This window comes from Streptomyces sp. R11 (assembly GCF_041051905.1).
In the GTDB taxonomy this organism is placed as follows: Bacteria; Actinomycetota; Actinomycetes; order Streptomycetales; family Streptomycetaceae; genus Streptomyces.
Genome location: NZ_CP163432.1, coordinates 3,611,753 through 3,627,575 on the forward strand (window position 1 = coordinate 3,611,753; position 15,823 = coordinate 3,627,575).

The following is a 15,823-nucleotide window of genomic DNA, read 5'->3' on the forward strand; positions in this document are numbered from 1 at the left end:
CGAGGGGGCTCACGTGATACCCGTCCAGCCGTTGTCCCAGCACGGCCGACAGCTGCCGCAACCGCCGGTCGACGGCCGCGCGTTGCGTACGGTGTGCGGCAACTTCGCCACCGGCGTCACCGTCATCACCACCGGGGGTCCCGAGGACGGCGCCGCCACCACGGTGAACTCCTTCACGTCCGTCTCACTGGAGCCGCCGCTGGTGCTGTTCTGCCTGCACAAGCAGTCGCGGCTGCGCCCCGTCCTGGAGAAGGCCGGCGGCTTCGTCGTCAACTTCCTGACCCGCAGCCAGGAAGGCCTCGCCTGGAAGTTCGCGGGCCGCGAGTCGGCACGTCTGGCGGAGGTGCCGCACCACCGCTCCACGAGCGGACTGCCGGTCCTCACCGAGGCGCTGGCCTTCCTGCAGTGCCGTCTCGCCGACGAGTACGACGGCGGTGACCACGCCATCCTGCTCGGCGAGGTCACCGCCCTGGGCACGTCGACCGAGGAGGCCGACCCGCTGGTCTTCTACAAGGGCTCGATGCGCGTCCTCGACACCGATGTCCCCGCGCCGGCCAGGGGTTAGCAGCCGGTCCCGGCGCAGGTCAGCGCGGTACGGCCGTCGGTTCGTCCGCCGTGTCGAACTCCCGCCTGGCCCGCTCCACCTTCTGGAGGTTCTCCGCGGACCACTCGGCGAGGTGGGCGAAGATCGGCGCCAGGCTGCGGCCCAGCTCGCTGATCTCGTACTCGACCCGGGGCGGCACCTCGGGGTGGTACGTGCGCACGACCAGGCCGTCGCGCTCCATCTGGCGCAGTCGCTGGGTGAGGACCTTCGGCGTGATGGTGCGGATGTTGCGCTGGAGCTCGACGAAACGCTGCCGGCCGAACTCGTGCAGCGTCCACAGGATCGGTGTCGTCCAGCGGCTGAAGACGATGTCGACCACCGGGGAGACCGGGCACGCCAGCTCCGAGTCGACCTGTCCGCCACGCGTGGTGGTGCTGCCCATGGCGCCGGTGCTGCCCATTCGGACCCTCCCAGGAAGTCACTTTCCTCTAGGTACCTACTTTACCCAGGATGCTAGCTTCCCGGAAGACGGTGAGCGGGCTCCCGCTCCCGGCCTCGCGCCATGTCCTTTCCCTCCGGATGTCCGTCCCTACGGAACCCTTCCGTCACCTCCACTAGGAGCGACATGTCGACCCAAGAGTCGCTGCGCCTTCCCCGCCACTCCGATGCATCGGCCCCGCCGCACCGCCCGGGACTCATCCTGGCGTTCCTCTGCCTGGCCGGCTTCATGACCTTCCTCGATGTGTCCATCGTCAACGTGGCCCTGCCGACCATCGAGGACGAACTGCACATCTCCCAGACGTCGTTGCAGTACATCGTCACCACGTACGGCATGCTGCTCGGCGGCTTCCTGCTGCTGACCGGCCGGCTGGCCGACGCCTTCGGCCGGCGCCGGATGCTGCAGACCGGCCTGATCCTCTTCGCCCTGTCCTCGCTGCTCGCCGGGTTCGGGCAGAGCGCGGCCATGCTGATCGTGGCGCGCGGCGCCCAGGGCCTCGGTGCCGCGTTCATCGCGACCGCCGCGCTGTCCCTGCTCGCCAACAACTTCGCGGAGGGCGCCGAGCGCAACAAGGCGCTCGGTGCCTGGGGCGCGCTCAGCGGCATCGCCGCCGTCGCCGGTGTCACCCTGGGCGGTCTGCTCACCGACGGTCCGGGCTGGCGCTGGATCTTCTTCATCAACGTGCCGATCGGCCTGGTCTGCGCCCTGATCGCCCCGAGGATCGTCGGCGAGAGCCGCGCCGCGGAGCGCCGCAGTTCCTTCGACGTCGCCGGTGCCGTGACGCTGACCGCCGGTCTCGTGCTGCTGATCTTCAGCCTCGGCCAGACCGTCGACGACTCGGACGTCCCGATGGCCCGCGTCTACGGCGGCTTCGCCCTCTCCGCGGTCCTGCTCATCACGTTCCTGCTGATCGAGCGCCGCGCCGAGGCACCGCTGATCCCGCTCGGCGTCTTCAAGCGCAAGTCGCTGCGGGCCTCCAACATCGTCGCCGTCCTGCTGCTCGGCACCTGCGTCACGCTGTTCTTCTTCGCCAGCCTGTTCATGCAGCAGGTCCTCAACTGGTCGGCCCTGAAGACCGGTCTGGCCTACGTCCCGCTCGCCGTGATCGTCGCGGTCGGCGCCGGTATCGCCTCCCAGCTGGTGACCAAGGTCGCCGCCAAGCCGGTGCTGATGGTCGGCCTGACGCTGACCAGCGTCGGCATGTTCCTGCTGTGGCGGGCCCCCTCCGACGCCTCCTACGTCGTGGACCTGCTGCCCGCCTTCCTGATCTCCGGCCTCGGTCTCGGCCTGTCCTTCGTGCCGGTGCAGGTCGCCGCGTTCACCGGCACCCAGGAGGACGAGTCCGGTCTGTCCGCGGGGCTCATCAACACCGCGCAGGAGGTCGGCGGCGCCCTCGGCCTCGCCGTGGCCGCCACCTACGCCTTCCGCCAGGTCGAGCAGCTGACCGAGTGGGCGGACGGGGTGCCCGCGCGGGTGACCCAGGCGCGCACCGAGGTCTTCCACGACGCGTTCCTCGCGGGCGCCTGCTTCGCCGTGGCCGGACTGCTCCTCACGCTGCTCCTGCTGCCCTTCACCAAGGCGTCGGAGCAGCCGGCCGACGCTCCCGCCAAGGCCTGAGATCGGAAACCCGCAATAGATCGGAAAGCCGCCATGCCGACGTCACCACGGTTGTCCCCCGCGGCCGAGGACTTCCTCGCCGAGAACCATCTGTGCACCTTCACCACGCTGCACCCCGACGGCTCGCCCCATGTGACGCCCGTGCGGTTCACCTGGGACGGGGAGGCGGGCCTGGCGCGGGTCATGACCGCGGTGACACGGCGCAAGGCCAGGAACGTACTGGCCACGCCCGCCGGCCGGGCCTCCCTCTGCCAGACGGTGGGGCCCCGCTGGATCACCCTGGAGGGCACCGCCGCCGTCCACGACGACCCGTTACGGGTCCAGGAGGGCATCCGGCGGTACGCCAAGCGGTACTGGACGCCGCCGCCGGAGCCACCGGGCCTGGTCGTGATCGAGATCCAGGTCGACCGGGTGCTGGGCCTGCTCTGAGCCGGGTCCGAACCGGCCGAGGGCGTCGGAACTTCCTTCCGGCGCCCTCGCGTATTTCCACCGCCTGACGCAGCTGCAGAATCTCTGACGAAACTTGTCAGAGACCTGTACTTGCGGCCATTCAGCTTCCCCAACTCCCCCGGAATACTGGAGAAAAATCCACTGGGAGAGGAAACATGGATAACTTTCATGCCGACGTGATTGTCGCCGGGGCCGGCCCCTCCGGACTCATGCTCGCCGGTGAACTCCGCCTGGCCGGACGGTCGGTGGTCGTACTCGACCGCCTCGCGGAGCCGATGCAGCAGTCCCGGGCGCTCGGGTTTTCCGCCCGCACCATCGAGGAGTTCGGTCAGCGCGGACTTCTCGAGAAATTCGGTCAACTCGAGACGATACCCTTCGGGCATTTCGGTGGACTGCCCATTGACTATCGTATCGTCGAGGGCGGCAATTTCGGCGTCCGCGGTGTTCCGCAGTCGCGGACCGAGGCCATTCTGCTCGAGTGGGCGACCGGCCTCGGCGCCGAGATCCGCCGCGGGCACGAGGTCGTCGGCATGACCCAGGACGAGCAGGGTGTCGTCGTCGAGGTCGGCACCGCCGACGGCGTCGAGACGCTGCGCGCGGCCTACCTGGTCGGCTGTGACGGTGCCCGCTCCACCGTGCGCAAGCTGGCCGGCATCGACTTCCCCGGCACCAGCGCCACCATCGAGATGCTGATGGCCGACGTCGCCACCAACGAGCTGCGCATCCGCCCGACCGGCGAGGTCGGCGAGTCCGGCATGGTCGTGGTGCTCCCGCTCGGCCCGCAGGCCACGCGCGTCGTCGTCTTCGAGCGCGGCGCCGGTGTCCGCCCGACCCAGGAGGCGCCCACCTTCCCCGAGGTCGCCGCCGCCTTCCAGCGCGTCACCGGCGAGGACATCACGGGCCACAAGCCGCTGTGGACCAGCTACTTCACCGACGGCAGCCGGCAGGCCGCCGAGTACCGCCGGGGCCGGGTCTTCCTCGCGGGCGACGCCGCCCACATCCACCTGCCCATCGGCGCCCAGGGCATCAGCGCCGGCGTCGGCGACGTGGTGAACCTCGGCTGGAAGCTGGCGGCCGAGCTCAACGGGCACGCCCCCGAGGGCCTGCTGGACACCTACCACACCGAGCGCCACCCGGTCGGCGCCCGCATCGTCGCCAACACCCTCGTGCAGCGCTCCCTGTACCTCGGCGGCCCCGAGATGGAGCCGCTGCGCCGGCTCTTCGGCGAGCTGGTCGGCATCGAGGCGGTCCGCCGCCACCTGGTCGGCCTGGTCACCGGCCTGGACATCGGCTACGACATGGGCGAGGGCGGCCACCCGCTGCTCGGCCACCGGCTGCCCGACCAGGAGCTGCTGGTCGGCGACGAGAAGAGCAGCACGTACGAACTGCTCACCCGCGGCCGTCCGCTCCTGCTGAACCTGCGCGGCGGCGACGCCCTCACCGAGGCCGCCGCGGGCTGGGCCGACCGCGTCGACGTGGTCGCCGCCTCCCGCCCCGACCCCGCCGCCCCGGCCGCCGACCTGCTGGTCCGCCCCGACGGCTACATCGCCTGGGTCGGCACGGACGGCTCCACCGACGGCCTCGCCACCGCCCTCGAGCGCTGGTTCGGCGCCCCGCGCTCCGCTTGAGGTGCCGCGACAGGTCGTTCGTTGTCTGCGGCGCCGTCGTGGCTGGTCGCGCAGTTCCCCGCGCCCCTGAGGGCGCTGCCCCGAACGTACGTCAGAAGAGGAGTCCCGAGTTGACCGGCAAGGCCGAAACAGAGATGCCCACACCGAAAGCCGGCGAGTGGAACGAGTGCGACGTCATCATCCTGGGCGCCGGAATCGGCGGCTCGATCACCGGCGCGATCCTGGCCCGGCAGGGCGCGAAGGTGGTGCTCGTCGACGCCGGGCAGCACCCGCGGTTCGCGGTCGGTGAGTCGCAGAACCCGCAGCTCGTGGAGTGGCTGCACATCCTCGCCGTGCGCTACGACGTCCCCGAGATCAAGCACCTGCTCGACATCAAGGCGGTCACCAAGTACATCGGCGCCCACCACGGCAGGAAGCAGAGCTTCGGATTCGTACGGCACGTCCCGGACCGGGAGCCGGACCCGCGCGAGGCGACGATGTTCGTCATCCCGAAGATGCTGACCGAGGCGTCGCACATGTTCCGCCAGGACACCGACACCTACTACTTCAACGTCGCCGCCAAGTACGGCTGCACCCTGCGGCAGAACTGGCGCGCCACCGACCTGGACTTCGACGACGACGGCGTCACCGTCACCGGCCAGAGCGGCGAGGTCTTCCGCGCGAAGTACCTCATCGACGCCAGCGGTTTCCGCTCGCCGCTCGCCCAGAAGTTCGACCTGCGCGAGAAGCCCTCCCGGCTCAAGCACCACGCGCGCTCCCTGTTCACGCACTATGTCGGCATCAAGCCCTACGACGACGTGTGCAACTACCCCGAGGCGCTGCGCCCGCCGGCCGAGTCCCCGTTCCACGGCGGCACCCTGCACCACCTGATCGAACGCGGCTGGTTCTGGATCATCCCGTTCGACAACCACAAGGACTCGCGCAACCCGATGTGCAGCGTCGGCCTGACCTTCGACGAGCGGCTCTACCCGCAGCCCAAGGACAAGACGCCGGACGAGGAGTTCAACCACTACCTCGACATGTACCCGGCCGTGAAGCGCCAGTTCGACGGCGCGCGGCGGGTGCGGGAGTGGATCTCCACGCCGGACCGGATCCAGTACTCGTCGAAGCAGACGGTCGGCGACCGCTGGTGCCTGATGTCGCACGCGGCCGGCTTCGTGGACCCGCTCTACTCGCGCGGTCTGTCCAACACCTTCGAGGTGGTGGACGCGCTGTGCTACCGCGTCCTGGAAGCACTGCGCGACGACGACTTCTCGGCCAAGCGCTTCGAGTACGTCGAGCGTCTGGAGCAGGGGCTGCTCACCTACAACGACATGATCGTCAACAGCTCCTACATCGCGTTCTCCCACTTCCGGCTATGGAACGCGGTGTTCCGGGTCTGGGCCTGCTTCACCACGCCCGCCACCATGCGGCAGATCCAGGCCCGCCAGGAGTTCGTCCTGGACGGCGACGACCGGCACTTCCGCGAGATGGAGAACTCGCCCTATCCGGGCCTGTGGTGGCCGGACAGCCACGCCTTCAAGCACCTGCTCGACGTCACCAACGAGACCTGCCTCAGCTACGAGGCCGGCGAGATCGACGGCGACAAGGCGGCCGACATCGTCTTCCAGGCCATCAACGACTGCGAGTCGGTCAACACGCCCTTCGGCTGGAAGGACGGCGAGGACCACCGCTTCTACCGGGCCACCACCCCCACGATGATCAAGTTCATGTGGTGGGCGAGCACCAACGGCCCCAAGGAGATGCGCGACCTCGGCCGCTCGATGCTCAAGGGCGTCGCCAAGTCCGCCGTACGCGGCAAGAAGGTCTCCTGACCCGCTCCGGACCACCGCCGCACCCCCGAGACCGGCCCGCACAGGGCGTGGTGCCACCCCCACGCGCAGCCCTGTGCGGGCCACCGGCCACCGACCCCCGGCCCCCCGAACCCTCACCGAACCTCCGTCCACCACACCCGCATCGACACTGGGACACCGTGTGATCAGTCGTAGAACCCTGCTCGGCGCCGGCTCGGCCGCAGCCGGCATCGCCCTCGTGCCCGCCATCCCCGTCGCCGCCGAGGGCTCGGGGACACCGTGGAACCAACTCGCCGCCAAGCTCTCGGGCCGGCTCGTGCTGCCCACCGACCCCTACTACTCCGTCGCCCGCCAGCTGGAGCTGGGCCAGTTCGACGCCGTCAACCCGCAGGCGGTGGCCTACTGCGCGAGCGCGGCGGACGTCTCGGTCTGCGTGCGCTTCGCCCAGGACAACGGCGTCCGTACGGCGGTCCGCAGCGGCGGCCACAACTACGGCGGCTGGTCCACGACGCCGGGCATGATCATCGACGTGTCGAGGCTCAACGCCGTGACGGTGAAGAGCCCCTCGTCGGTGGAGATCGGCCCGGGCGCGCAGAACGTCAACATCCTCAACGCGCTGGCCCCGCACCACCTGGTGGTCAGCGAGGGCGGCTGCCCGACCGTGTGCGCCGGCGGCTTCCTGCAGGGCGGCGGCTTCGGCTTCCTGACCCGGCCGACGGGCATGGCCAGCGACGCGGTGACCGCCGCCCAGGTGGTGCTCGCCGACGGCCGTGTGGTGACCACCTCGGCGAAGCAGTACCCGGACCTGTTCTGGGCGCTCCGCGGCGGCGGTGGCGGCAACTTCGGCATCGTCACGAAGTTCACGGTCACCCCGCACAGCGGCGACCAGATGGCCATCAGCAACCTGATCTTCCCCTACGACCGGATGGCCGACGTCCTCGACGGAGTGGCCCGGTGGCTGGTAGACGCCCCGCACACCATCGGCGGCGGTGCCTACGTCGTGCAGCCCGACGCGGCGCCCGGCTCCGTTCCGCAGGCCAACGTCTTCCTCGCCTCCCGCGGCACCCCGACCGAGCTCGCCGGCGAGGCTGCCCGGTTGATCGCCCTGACCGGCGCTCCCGTGCAGCGCCAGGACGGCGTCATGACGTACCAGCAGCTCATGATGATGATCTTCGGGTGCGCCACCCTCACCGAGGCGCAGTGCCAGCGCTCCGAGAAGACCCCGCAGGGCACGCTGTCCCGCCCGGCGTACGGCCTGGAGCGCACCCGGATGGGCAGCGAGCCGTACCCGGCGAGCGGCTGGGCGGACGTGATGACGGCGTTCGACGCGAACCGCAGGGCGGGGCAGGCGCGTTACCTGGACTTCCACTTCTTCGGGGGCGCCGCGAACGACATCGCGCGCACCGCCACCGCGTATGTGCACCGCGACTCGCTCTTCTCGGTCAACTACCGGGTCCTGATCAACGACCCGGCCCAGGTGACCGACGAGGCCAAGGCAGTGGCGAACACCTGGGTCGACAACGGCTTCGCGACGGTCGACCCGCTGTCGAACGGCGAGACCTACCAGAACTGGATGGACCCGTCGCTGGAGGACTGGAAGGCGTCGTACTACGCCGAGAACTACTCCCGGCTGACCCGGATCAAGTCCAAGTACGACCCGTACCGGTTCTTCCGCTTCCCGCAGTCCATAGGCAGCGCCTGACCGCCACGGCCCGAACCTCGAAAGGCCGCCGGACAACGGGGTCCGGCGGCCTCGCGGGGAATGTGCGGTACGGGCTCAGGGCTTGCGGCCGTACCAGCCGACCAGGCGGTCGATGGCGGGGGCGTCCTCCGGGACGTCCACGACGGGGCCGAACGGCACCTGGCCGCCGCGCGGCTCGCGGGGCACGGCACGCTGCATGGCGGCGAGCGGTGCGGCCAGGACGTCGTCGTCCCAGGCGGGGCTCTGGCCGGTCGCCTTGGCCAGGTCCCAGGTGTGCAGCACGAACTCGTTGGTGTAGATGACCGCGGCGGCGGCGCCGGGGACGGGCCCCCAGGGCAGCCCGATCTCCCGGCCCAGAACCGCCGGGTCCGTCCAGACGGACCGCAGCTCCTTCGTCCCGGCGGCCCAGGCCTCGGCCCAGGCACCGTCGGCGACGTCCTCGGCGAAGTGCGGAACGCTGAAGAACTGTCCGCCGGCGCCGATCACGGCAACCCGGCGGAGCACGGAGACAAGGTGATTGGACAGTTGGCGCACCGAGTAGTCCGGACACGGCGTGGTGCGGTCGTAGTGCTCGGGCCGCACCGAGGCGAGCACGTCACCGGCCAGGTCGACGGCCTTCAGCAGTCCGTTGCGGGGGTCGTTCATCGAGTTCGTCATGTCGTCGAGTCTTCCGGCCAAACAGGCCATCCTCCGGCCACTTTCCAGGAAAGGCTGATCACTGATGCGAGCTGACCGATTGGTGGCGGCTCTGCTCTTCCTCCAGGCGCGCGGCCGGGTGACCGCCGCGGAACTCGCCGCCGAGCTGGAGGTCTCCGAACGCACCGCACGGCGCGACCTGGAGGCCCTGATCGCCTCCGGCGTCCCCGTGTACGCCCAGCGCGGCCGGGGCGGCGGATGGCGGCTGGTCGGCGGAGCGCGCACGGATCTGACCGGGCTCACCTCGCCGGAGGTGCAGGCGCTGTTCCTGGCCGCGGGCTCCTCCGCGGCCTCCCCCGAACTGCGCGCGGCGCTCCGGAAGTTGCTGCGGGCGGTGCCGGAGCCGCTGCGGCCGCACGCCGAGGCGGCGTCCCGGGCGCGGATCGTCGACGACCAGGACTGGTCGCGCACCGCCGTGATGGCGAGCGGCCCGCACCACACGGCCCTGGAGCGAGCGGTGCTGGACGGCGTACGGGTCCGCCTCGGCTACGCCCGCCCAGGCGGCGTACCGCACGAGCGCACGGTGGACCCGCTCGGGCTGGTCCTCAAGGCGGGCCACTGGTACATGGTGGCCGGCACGTCGGACGGGCTGCGTTCCTTCCGGCTGGGCCGGGTGACCTCGGCGGAGGCGACCGACGAGCCGGTGCGCCGTCCCGCCGACTTCGATCTGACGGCCGCCTGGCGGACGTTGGTCACCCAGCTGGAGGACCGCCTCCTCGCCGCGACGGTGACGGCGCGGGCCGACCAGGACGCCCTGCCCGTGCTCCAGCGCCTGCTCGGCGGGCGGCTGAGCATCGGCCGGTTACTGGAGGACGGCAGACGGGAGATCGAGGCCGCCGGGCCGTCGGTGGAGGTGCTGGCCGCGCAGCTGGCGGCTCTGGGGGCCCGGGTCGAGGTGGTGGGCCCGCCCCAGGCACGCGAACACCTGGCCCGCCTCGGCCGCGACCTGATGGCGCGCTACGAGGTGCTCCAGGAAGCAGCGACGACATAGTCGCTTTCCTCTAGGTACCTACTATACGGAGGATGCTAAAGTCGCAGACATCGCGTTGATCCGCCCCAACTCCACCCTCTTTACACACCTTTGGGAGTCCTCATGTTCGTTGTCACCGGAGCCTCCGGAAACGTCGGCCGCCCGCTCGTCGAGACCCTCGCCGCCGCCGGCGAGAAGGTGACGGCCGTGTCCCGCAATCCCCTCTCCTACGACCTTCCGGAGGGAGCGCGGCATGTCCGCGCCGACCTCGCCGATCCCGCCACCCTGGGCCCCGCCCTGGACGGCGCCGCGGCCCTGTTCATCCTGCTCGCCGGTGAGCTGCTCGGCGGCGGCGCGCCCGCGGTCGACGTGCTGGCGGCGGCCAAGGAGGCCGGCGTGCGGCGCGTGGTGCTGCTCTCCTCGCAGATCAACGGCACCCGCCCGGACGCCCTCTCGCACGGCCGGCTGCGGGAGTTCGAGGAGGCCGTGCGCTCCTCGGGCCTGGACTGGACGATCCTGCGCCCGGGCGGTTTCGCCTCCAACGCCTACGCCTGGATCGAGAGCGTCCGCACGAAGCGCGCGGTGATCGCCCCGTTCGCCGACGTGGCGCTGCCGGTCGTGGACCCGGCGGACATCTCCGAGGTCGCCGCCGTGGTCCTGCGCGAGGAGGGCCATGTCGGCCGGACGTACGAGCTGACCGGCCCGGCCGCCGTCACCCCGCGCGAGCAGGCGGCGGCGCTGGCCGAGGCGATCGGTGAGCAGGTCGGCTTCGTGGAGCTGACGCGTGAGCAGGCTCGCGAGCACATGGCGCAGTTCATGCCCGAGCCGGTGATCGACGGCACGCTCGACATCCTCGGCGAGCCCCTGCCCGCCGAGCAGCGGGTCAGCCCCGACACGGAGAAGATCCTCGGCCGCCCGGCCGGCTCCTTCGCGGGCTGGGCCCGGCGCAACGTCCACGCCTTCAAGTGACGCCGACGCCCGGCGCCGCGGAGTAGCGCGCCGCCGCGGCCCCCTCAGCACCGCCCCGGATCCGGAATTCCCCCGTACGGGTCCGGGGCGGGCCATTCGGCCTCAGCACAGGGCAGGCTTGCGCCAAGCACACTCGACGTCCGTGTTGGTCCCGCCCCCGCGGATCGACGCGGAACCGGCGACCTCGGCGGTCGACCGGGCCAGCGTCACCACGATGGCGTCCTCCAACGGCTTCACGGACGAGGCCAGGTAGTTGTTGAGGACGATGCCGTAGACGAGTTCACGCCCGCCGGAGTCCGTGACGTACCCGGAAAGAGCCGAGGCGCCCGTCAACGACCCCGTCTTGGCACGGGCGTTGAGCGCGGCCGGCGTCCCGCACATCCGTGACCGCAGCGTGCCGCCGACGAAGCGGTCGGGGTCGCAGGCGACCGGCAGCGCACGGTGCCAGTCGGCGTACCAGGGCTCCGCCCGCACGGCGAGGAGCAGCTCGACGAGTTGCCCGGCGGCGAAGTTGTCCATCCGCGACAGCCCCGAGCCGTCGACCTGCCGCACCTTCCCGGCGTCGATGCCCACGCCCTTGAGGTAGCCGCTGATCGCGTCCAGCCCGGCGCCCCAGCTCCCCTGCCGCGAGACCTCGTGGCCCATGGCCTTGGTGAGGATCTCGGCGTGCATGTTGTTGGAGAGCTTCATGAACGGGATGAGCAGGTCCTTGAGAGCCATGGAGTCGTGCGAGGCCAACTCCGTGGCTCCTGCGGGAGTCGGGCGTCCCAGGCGGGTCGGCCCCACGACCTTGACGCCATGGTCCGCGAGCGCGACCCGGAAGACCGCGGCGGCGTACCCGGTGGGCCCCCACACGCTGACCCACTCCTTGGCACCGGCGCCCCCGACGGGTGTCGTACCGCTGACCACGACGGTGTTCGTGCCGTGCTCGCGCTCGACGGTGAGATCGTTCGCCCCGCCGGCGGCGACCGTCGTGGCCCGCACGTCGATGTCGACGTAGTCGGTGTCGGGCGTGACGGTGACGACCGGCTCGTCACCCGCCTCCTCCCCCGGCCCGACCGTGACGATCACGGTCCCGGTGTCGTAGTCGGTGTCCGGCGCCACGCTCAGCGCGCTGATCTGGGCCGAGTAGTACGACGACTCGTCATCGGCGGCCCAGGACCGCCCGAGCCGCACGCTGTCGAACCGGGTGTCGTCGGCGATCAGCCGCCCGTCCACGCGCCTGATCCCCGACGCGGCGAGACGCGCGGCTAGCCGGTCGTAGTCACCGGCGAGCAGGGTCGGGTCCCCGGTGCCACGCAGATACAGGTCGCCCCGCAGCACGGATCCGTGCCGGCGCCCGGTGGTCAGCACGTCGGTGGTGAACCGGTACTGCGGCCCCAGGATCTCCATGGCCGCGGCCGAGGTGGCGAGCTTGGTGTTGGAGGCGGGCATCAGCCGGGTGGCGGGCAGATGCTGGTAGAGGAGCTCACCGGTACCGGCGTCCGCCACCACGACGCTCGCCACGCCGCCCTCCATCCGCGCATCGCCCAGGATGGTGTCGACGGCCTCCGGCAGGCCGCTACGGTCCGAGTCCGCACCGGCCTGCGCGCCGGGCCCCAGGACGGCGGCGACGAGCGCCACGGCGACGGGCCATGTCCACAGTCTGCTACGGGAGTTGACGCATCTCCCGGAAGTTCTCACGGGTCCGCTCATGCTTCAGCAGCATCCCGGACAACCGCCCGCGGCGACAGAGCGCCCTCGACTCACCCCAGTCCCCAGGCCCGCCCCATCCGATACGCGGCACACAGGTTCACGTCGAGGACATGCGCCCCGGCACTCCCGCACTGCTCGCTCCCGCTCCCCGGATCGACGGGCTGCCCGTGCCCCATCCCGGTGACGCTGTACGTCTCCACGACGGCACGCCCGCCCGCGTCCCGGAAGACCTGATGCGGATACCCGGCCACGGTGTCTCTCACATCGGCGGCCTGATCGCTCCCGTGCACATCGGTCCACTGCTTCACCAGGTCGGTCATGTTGACGGGCTTCACGGTGTAGTCGGCCGTGCCCTGGAATGCGACGAGGGTCGGCCAGGGCCCGGCGTACCCCGGCCGGGCGGCCCGCACCCGGTCCCCCCACTGCTTCGGGGTCTGTGTCGCCCCGACGTACATGCACACATACGGCGACCCGGCCGCCTGCGCACACCCGTACGGCAGCCCGGCGACGATCCCGCCCGCCGCGAACTTCTCCGGGTACGTCGCCATCATCACCGCGGTCATCCCGCCCCCGGCGGACAGCCCGGTGGCATACACGCGCGAGGCGTCCGCGGAGGTGTCGGCGAGCTGCCGGTCGACCATCTGGGCGACGGACGCGGCCTCGCCCTGGCCGCGCGCGATGTCGCCGCTCTGGAACCAGTCGAAGCAGGACGAGGCGTTGTTGGCGCTCTGCTGCTGCGGCAGCACGACGGAGAAGCCCCAGCGGTCGGCGAGTTGGAGCCAGCCGCTGCCGGTGCCGTATCCGGAGGCGTTCTGTGTGCACCCGTGCAGCGCGACGACCACGGGCCGTCCGGCGGGCAGCCCGTCGGGGACGTACCGGAACATGCGCAGCGCACCGGGGTTGGGACCGAACCCCGTGACCTCCTGGAGGGAGGCGGCCTCGGCTCGGCCCGGCGTGAGGAAGGCGGCGATCAGGGCGACGAGAAGGCTCGCGCAGACGGCGATTCGACGGCTTGCGGCTCTGGTCTGTGTCATGCGGAGGGACCGTAGAAGCATGAACGACCCGTCGATATGGAGTGGGACACCACAACGGACGCCTCACCCATAGTGGTTCATCGAGCGGGCGAGGGTGCCGTCCGGAACTGCCGCACGAGCCTGCGCGGATCCCGCACGACCTCCCACAGCCCGACCGCGAGCAGCAACAGGCTGCTGACGAAGCAGACCCAGAACACGACCTGGGCGCCCGCCGCGAGGTTGTGCGTCCCGCCGTCCTCGTAGAGGCAGTACGCCTGCGGGGGAAACGCCTTGGAGACGCCGACGCCGCCGTAGCGCACGGAGCACGGGTCCTCGCCGGGGTCCTTGATCGTGTCGTCCGCCATGACGATCAGCAGCCAGGCCGCCGCCGCGACCGGAATCGTGACGAACGCCGTCGCCCTCGCCCAGGCCGGAAGGCGGGGATGGCCGATGAGTCCGTTCAACGCGACCAGCACGACGACGTACCCGGCGACGACGGTGACGGCGACGACGGTCCGCCCGATCACCTCGTCCAGGAGCCAGGCCACTCCCACCACCGGAGGCGCGGTGAGGACGAGGACCCTGACGCCGGGCGCGATGCGCGGATGGACGAGCAGGCCCAGCGCCAGGGCACCCGCCAGGACGGCGAGAAGACCGGTCACCGGTACGTCTCGTCCTTCTTCCACGGCCCCACCCCGAGCTTCCCGGTCGTCCCGAGGTCCAGTTCCGGCATCACCGTCACGGGGTCGGCACCCTGCTCGGCCCGCACCCGGACGTACGGCGCGTTGACCGGGTCACCGAGGCCGGCCTCGGTGGTGTTCCGCCAGGCCAAGGTCGACTGGGCGGCCTCACCCGGCCGCAGCACCACGGGTTGCGGCCGGCCGGTCCCACCGGTGCCGGTGCTGATCTGATCGGTGCCCTGGAGGATCCGCACGCCGTCGACGATGTCGTGGTCCGCGTCGAGGAGTTCGAGCTGCGGGTAGCCGTTGAGCTCGTAGGTCCGGGTGCCGCAGTTGACGAGATGCAGGCCGACGACGCGCAGCCCCATGGCGGCGTCCCCCTTGTCCGCGTAGACATGCACCCCGGACGCCGGACACGGTCCCGAGGCCGAGGACCCCTCGCCGACGGGAACGCTGCGCACCTTGATCACCTTCGCACCCGTCACCTCGGGTACCTGAGCGGCGGGTTCCGTCATGACGACGGCCGCCTTGACGGTCCGTCCCGGCTCGACCGACGCGACGGTCTGCTCGACGTTGTCGACGGAGCCGCCGGACGCCGACAGGAACCCGATGGTCACCGTGTAAGTGGCCGCCTCCGTCCCCTGGTTGGTGACCTCGAACGCGGCGGAGAAGTCGGCGTCGCAGCCGCTGCCCTGCCCCCAGGCGTACAGGCCGGTCACCCTGACCCCGTCCTCGCCCGGACCGTCGCCCGAGGAGGGCAGGGGCAGCGGCGTCGGCGTACCGGAAGGGGTGACGGCCGCTTCAACGGACGGCGGCGGGCTGCCGTACTGCACGAAGTCCGACGGGCACAGCGACGCGGCGCTGACCGGGGCCCCGGCGCCGCGAGCCCTCGTCGCGTCATCGCCCTGGGAACCACACGCGGCCAGCAGCAGAACACCGGCGAGGGCAGCGGGGACGGTGCGCGAGGCGGTAGGCATCCGCTCACCTCACCAGGGGCCGCGCCAACGGTCTGTGGCGGAACCCACACCTCCGGTCACAGGGGTGTCACAGATCACTCCGGCCTCACAGGGCCTGGCCTGAGAGTCCCGCCATGACAAAGGCCCCGCTGCCCGGAGGCGGCGGGGCCTTTGCCCACATGGGTTAGGGAGGTTCGGAAACCTCCCGATCGTGGAGATGGCGGGAATCGAACCCGCGTCCAACGGTGCAGAATCAGGGCTTCTCCGTGTGCAGTTCGCTGCGATTTTCTCGGCCCCGGCGATCACGCGAACAAGTCGCCGACGGGCCCAGTCACTGTTTGGTTTCCCTCTTCACCCCGTGACCGGGATCAAGGTTTAGTTCCCTAGCTGATGCCAGGATCCGGGTCGGGAACAGCCCCGGGCTGACACTTCGCAAGTCGCTACTTAGGCAGCGAGGGCGAAGGAATCGCGCTTGGTGTTGGCGATTATTTTTTGCGACATATGGTTTACGAGATCATTGCCGCTTCCTCGACACGCTTCCCCTGCTTCAACAGCCGCTGTCGAAACCGATCATCCCCATGTTGTTTTTTCAATTCCCCTCCGGAAACCTC

The 15,823-nt window shown here is 70.7% G+C and carries 14 protein-coding genes and 1 other RNA gene; 8 read left to right on the forward strand and 7 right to left on the reverse strand.

Annotation, left to right across the window (positions count from 1 at the left end):
* Positions 1-13: 13 nt before the first annotated feature.
* Positions 14-565, forward strand: a complete 552-nt coding sequence (locus tag AB5J55_RS16455; RefSeq protein WP_369271405.1) for a flavin reductase family protein — start codon at positions 14-16, stop codon at positions 563-565.
* A gap of 19 nt (positions 566-584) precedes the next feature.
* Here the strand turns inward: AB5J55_RS16455 and AB5J55_RS16460 are convergent, their stop codons facing one another.
* On the reverse strand, positions 585-986 hold the full coding sequence (locus tag AB5J55_RS16460) for a winged helix-turn-helix transcriptional regulator (RefSeq protein ID WP_369276201.1): 402 nt from the start codon (positions 984-986) through the stop codon (positions 585-587).
* 183 nt (positions 987-1,169) lie between these two features.
* Between AB5J55_RS16460 and AB5J55_RS16465 the strand changes: the two genes are divergently transcribed.
* From AB5J55_RS16465 to AB5J55_RS16485, 5 genes are all read left to right on the forward strand, one after another.
* On the forward strand, positions 1,170-2,660 hold the full coding sequence (locus tag AB5J55_RS16465) for an MFS transporter (protein ID WP_369271406.1): 1,491 nt from the start codon (positions 1,170-1,172) through the stop codon (positions 2,658-2,660).
* A 33-nt stretch (positions 2,661-2,693) separates the two neighbouring features.
* Positions 2,694-3,089 (forward strand): pyridoxamine 5'-phosphate oxidase family protein, encoded by a 396-nt coding sequence (locus AB5J55_RS16470; RefSeq protein WP_369271407.1) that lies wholly within the window; start codon positions 2,694-2,696, stop codon positions 3,087-3,089.
* A 176-nt stretch (positions 3,090-3,265) separates the two neighbouring features.
* A complete protein-coding gene (locus tag AB5J55_RS16475; RefSeq protein WP_369271408.1) occupies positions 3,266-4,738 on the forward strand; it encodes an FAD-dependent monooxygenase in 1,473 nt (490 codons plus the stop codon).
* A 110-nt stretch (positions 4,739-4,848) separates the two neighbouring features.
* A complete protein-coding gene (locus AB5J55_RS16480; protein ID WP_369271409.1) occupies positions 4,849-6,552 on the forward strand; it encodes an NAD(P)/FAD-dependent oxidoreductase in 1,704 nt (567 codons plus the stop codon).
* 160 nt (positions 6,553-6,712) lie between these two features.
* Positions 6,713-8,233, forward strand: coding sequence for an FAD-binding oxidoreductase (locus tag AB5J55_RS16485; protein WP_369271410.1), 1,521 nt, complete (start codon positions 6,713-6,715; stop codon positions 8,231-8,233).
* 75 nt (positions 8,234-8,308) lie between these two features.
* Here the strand turns inward: AB5J55_RS16485 and AB5J55_RS16490 are convergent, their stop codons facing one another.
* Positions 8,309-8,890, reverse strand: a complete 582-nt coding sequence (locus tag AB5J55_RS16490) for a TIGR03086 family metal-binding protein (RefSeq protein ID WP_369271411.1) — start codon at positions 8,888-8,890, stop codon at positions 8,309-8,311.
* Between the two features lie 64 nt (positions 8,891-8,954).
* On the opposite strand from AB5J55_RS16490, the gene AB5J55_RS16495 reads away from it, so the two are divergent.
* Together AB5J55_RS16495 and AB5J55_RS16500 are read left to right on the forward strand one after the other, a co-directional pair.
* Positions 8,955-9,920 carry a helix-turn-helix transcriptional regulator gene (locus AB5J55_RS16495; protein WP_369271412.1) on the forward strand — a complete coding sequence of 322 codons (966 nt, stop codon included), beginning with the start codon at positions 8,955-8,957 and terminating at the stop codon, positions 9,918-9,920.
* A gap of 102 nt (positions 9,921-10,022) precedes the next feature.
* Complete coding sequence (locus AB5J55_RS16500) at positions 10,023-10,868, forward strand: SDR family oxidoreductase (protein ID WP_369271413.1); 846 nt, start codon at positions 10,023-10,025, stop codon at positions 10,866-10,868.
* 102 nt (positions 10,869-10,970) lie between these two features.
* Here AB5J55_RS16500 and dacB read toward each other — a convergent pair whose 3' ends face one another.
* The 5 genes from dacB to ssrA form a co-directional block, all read right to left on the reverse strand.
* Positions 10,971-12,551, reverse strand: coding sequence for a D-alanyl-D-alanine carboxypeptidase/D-alanyl-D-alanine-endopeptidase (gene dacB, locus AB5J55_RS16505; protein WP_369271414.1), 1,581 nt, complete (start codon positions 12,549-12,551; stop codon positions 10,971-10,973).
* Between the two features lie 62 nt (positions 12,552-12,613).
* The gene (locus AB5J55_RS16510; RefSeq protein WP_369271415.1) at positions 12,614-13,597 is read right to left on the reverse strand and encodes a PHB depolymerase family esterase; all 984 of its coding nucleotides are present in this window, start codon (positions 13,595-13,597) and stop codon (positions 12,614-12,616) included.
* Positions 13,598-13,674: 77 nt separating this feature from the next.
* Entirely contained in the window at positions 13,675-14,238 is a 564-nt protein-coding gene (locus AB5J55_RS16515) for a hypothetical protein (RefSeq protein ID WP_369271416.1), read from the reverse strand.
* Positions 14,235-15,233, reverse strand: coding sequence for a DUF4232 domain-containing protein (locus tag AB5J55_RS16520; protein ID WP_369271417.1), 999 nt, complete (start codon positions 15,231-15,233; stop codon positions 14,235-14,237). The genes AB5J55_RS16515 and AB5J55_RS16520 overlap by 4 nt, the downstream gene beginning before the upstream one ends.
* 188 nt (positions 15,234-15,421) lie before the next feature.
* Positions 15,422-15,790, reverse strand: a transfer-messenger RNA (tmRNA) gene (gene ssrA, locus AB5J55_RS16525).
* Positions 15,791-15,823: the final 33 nt, after the last annotated feature.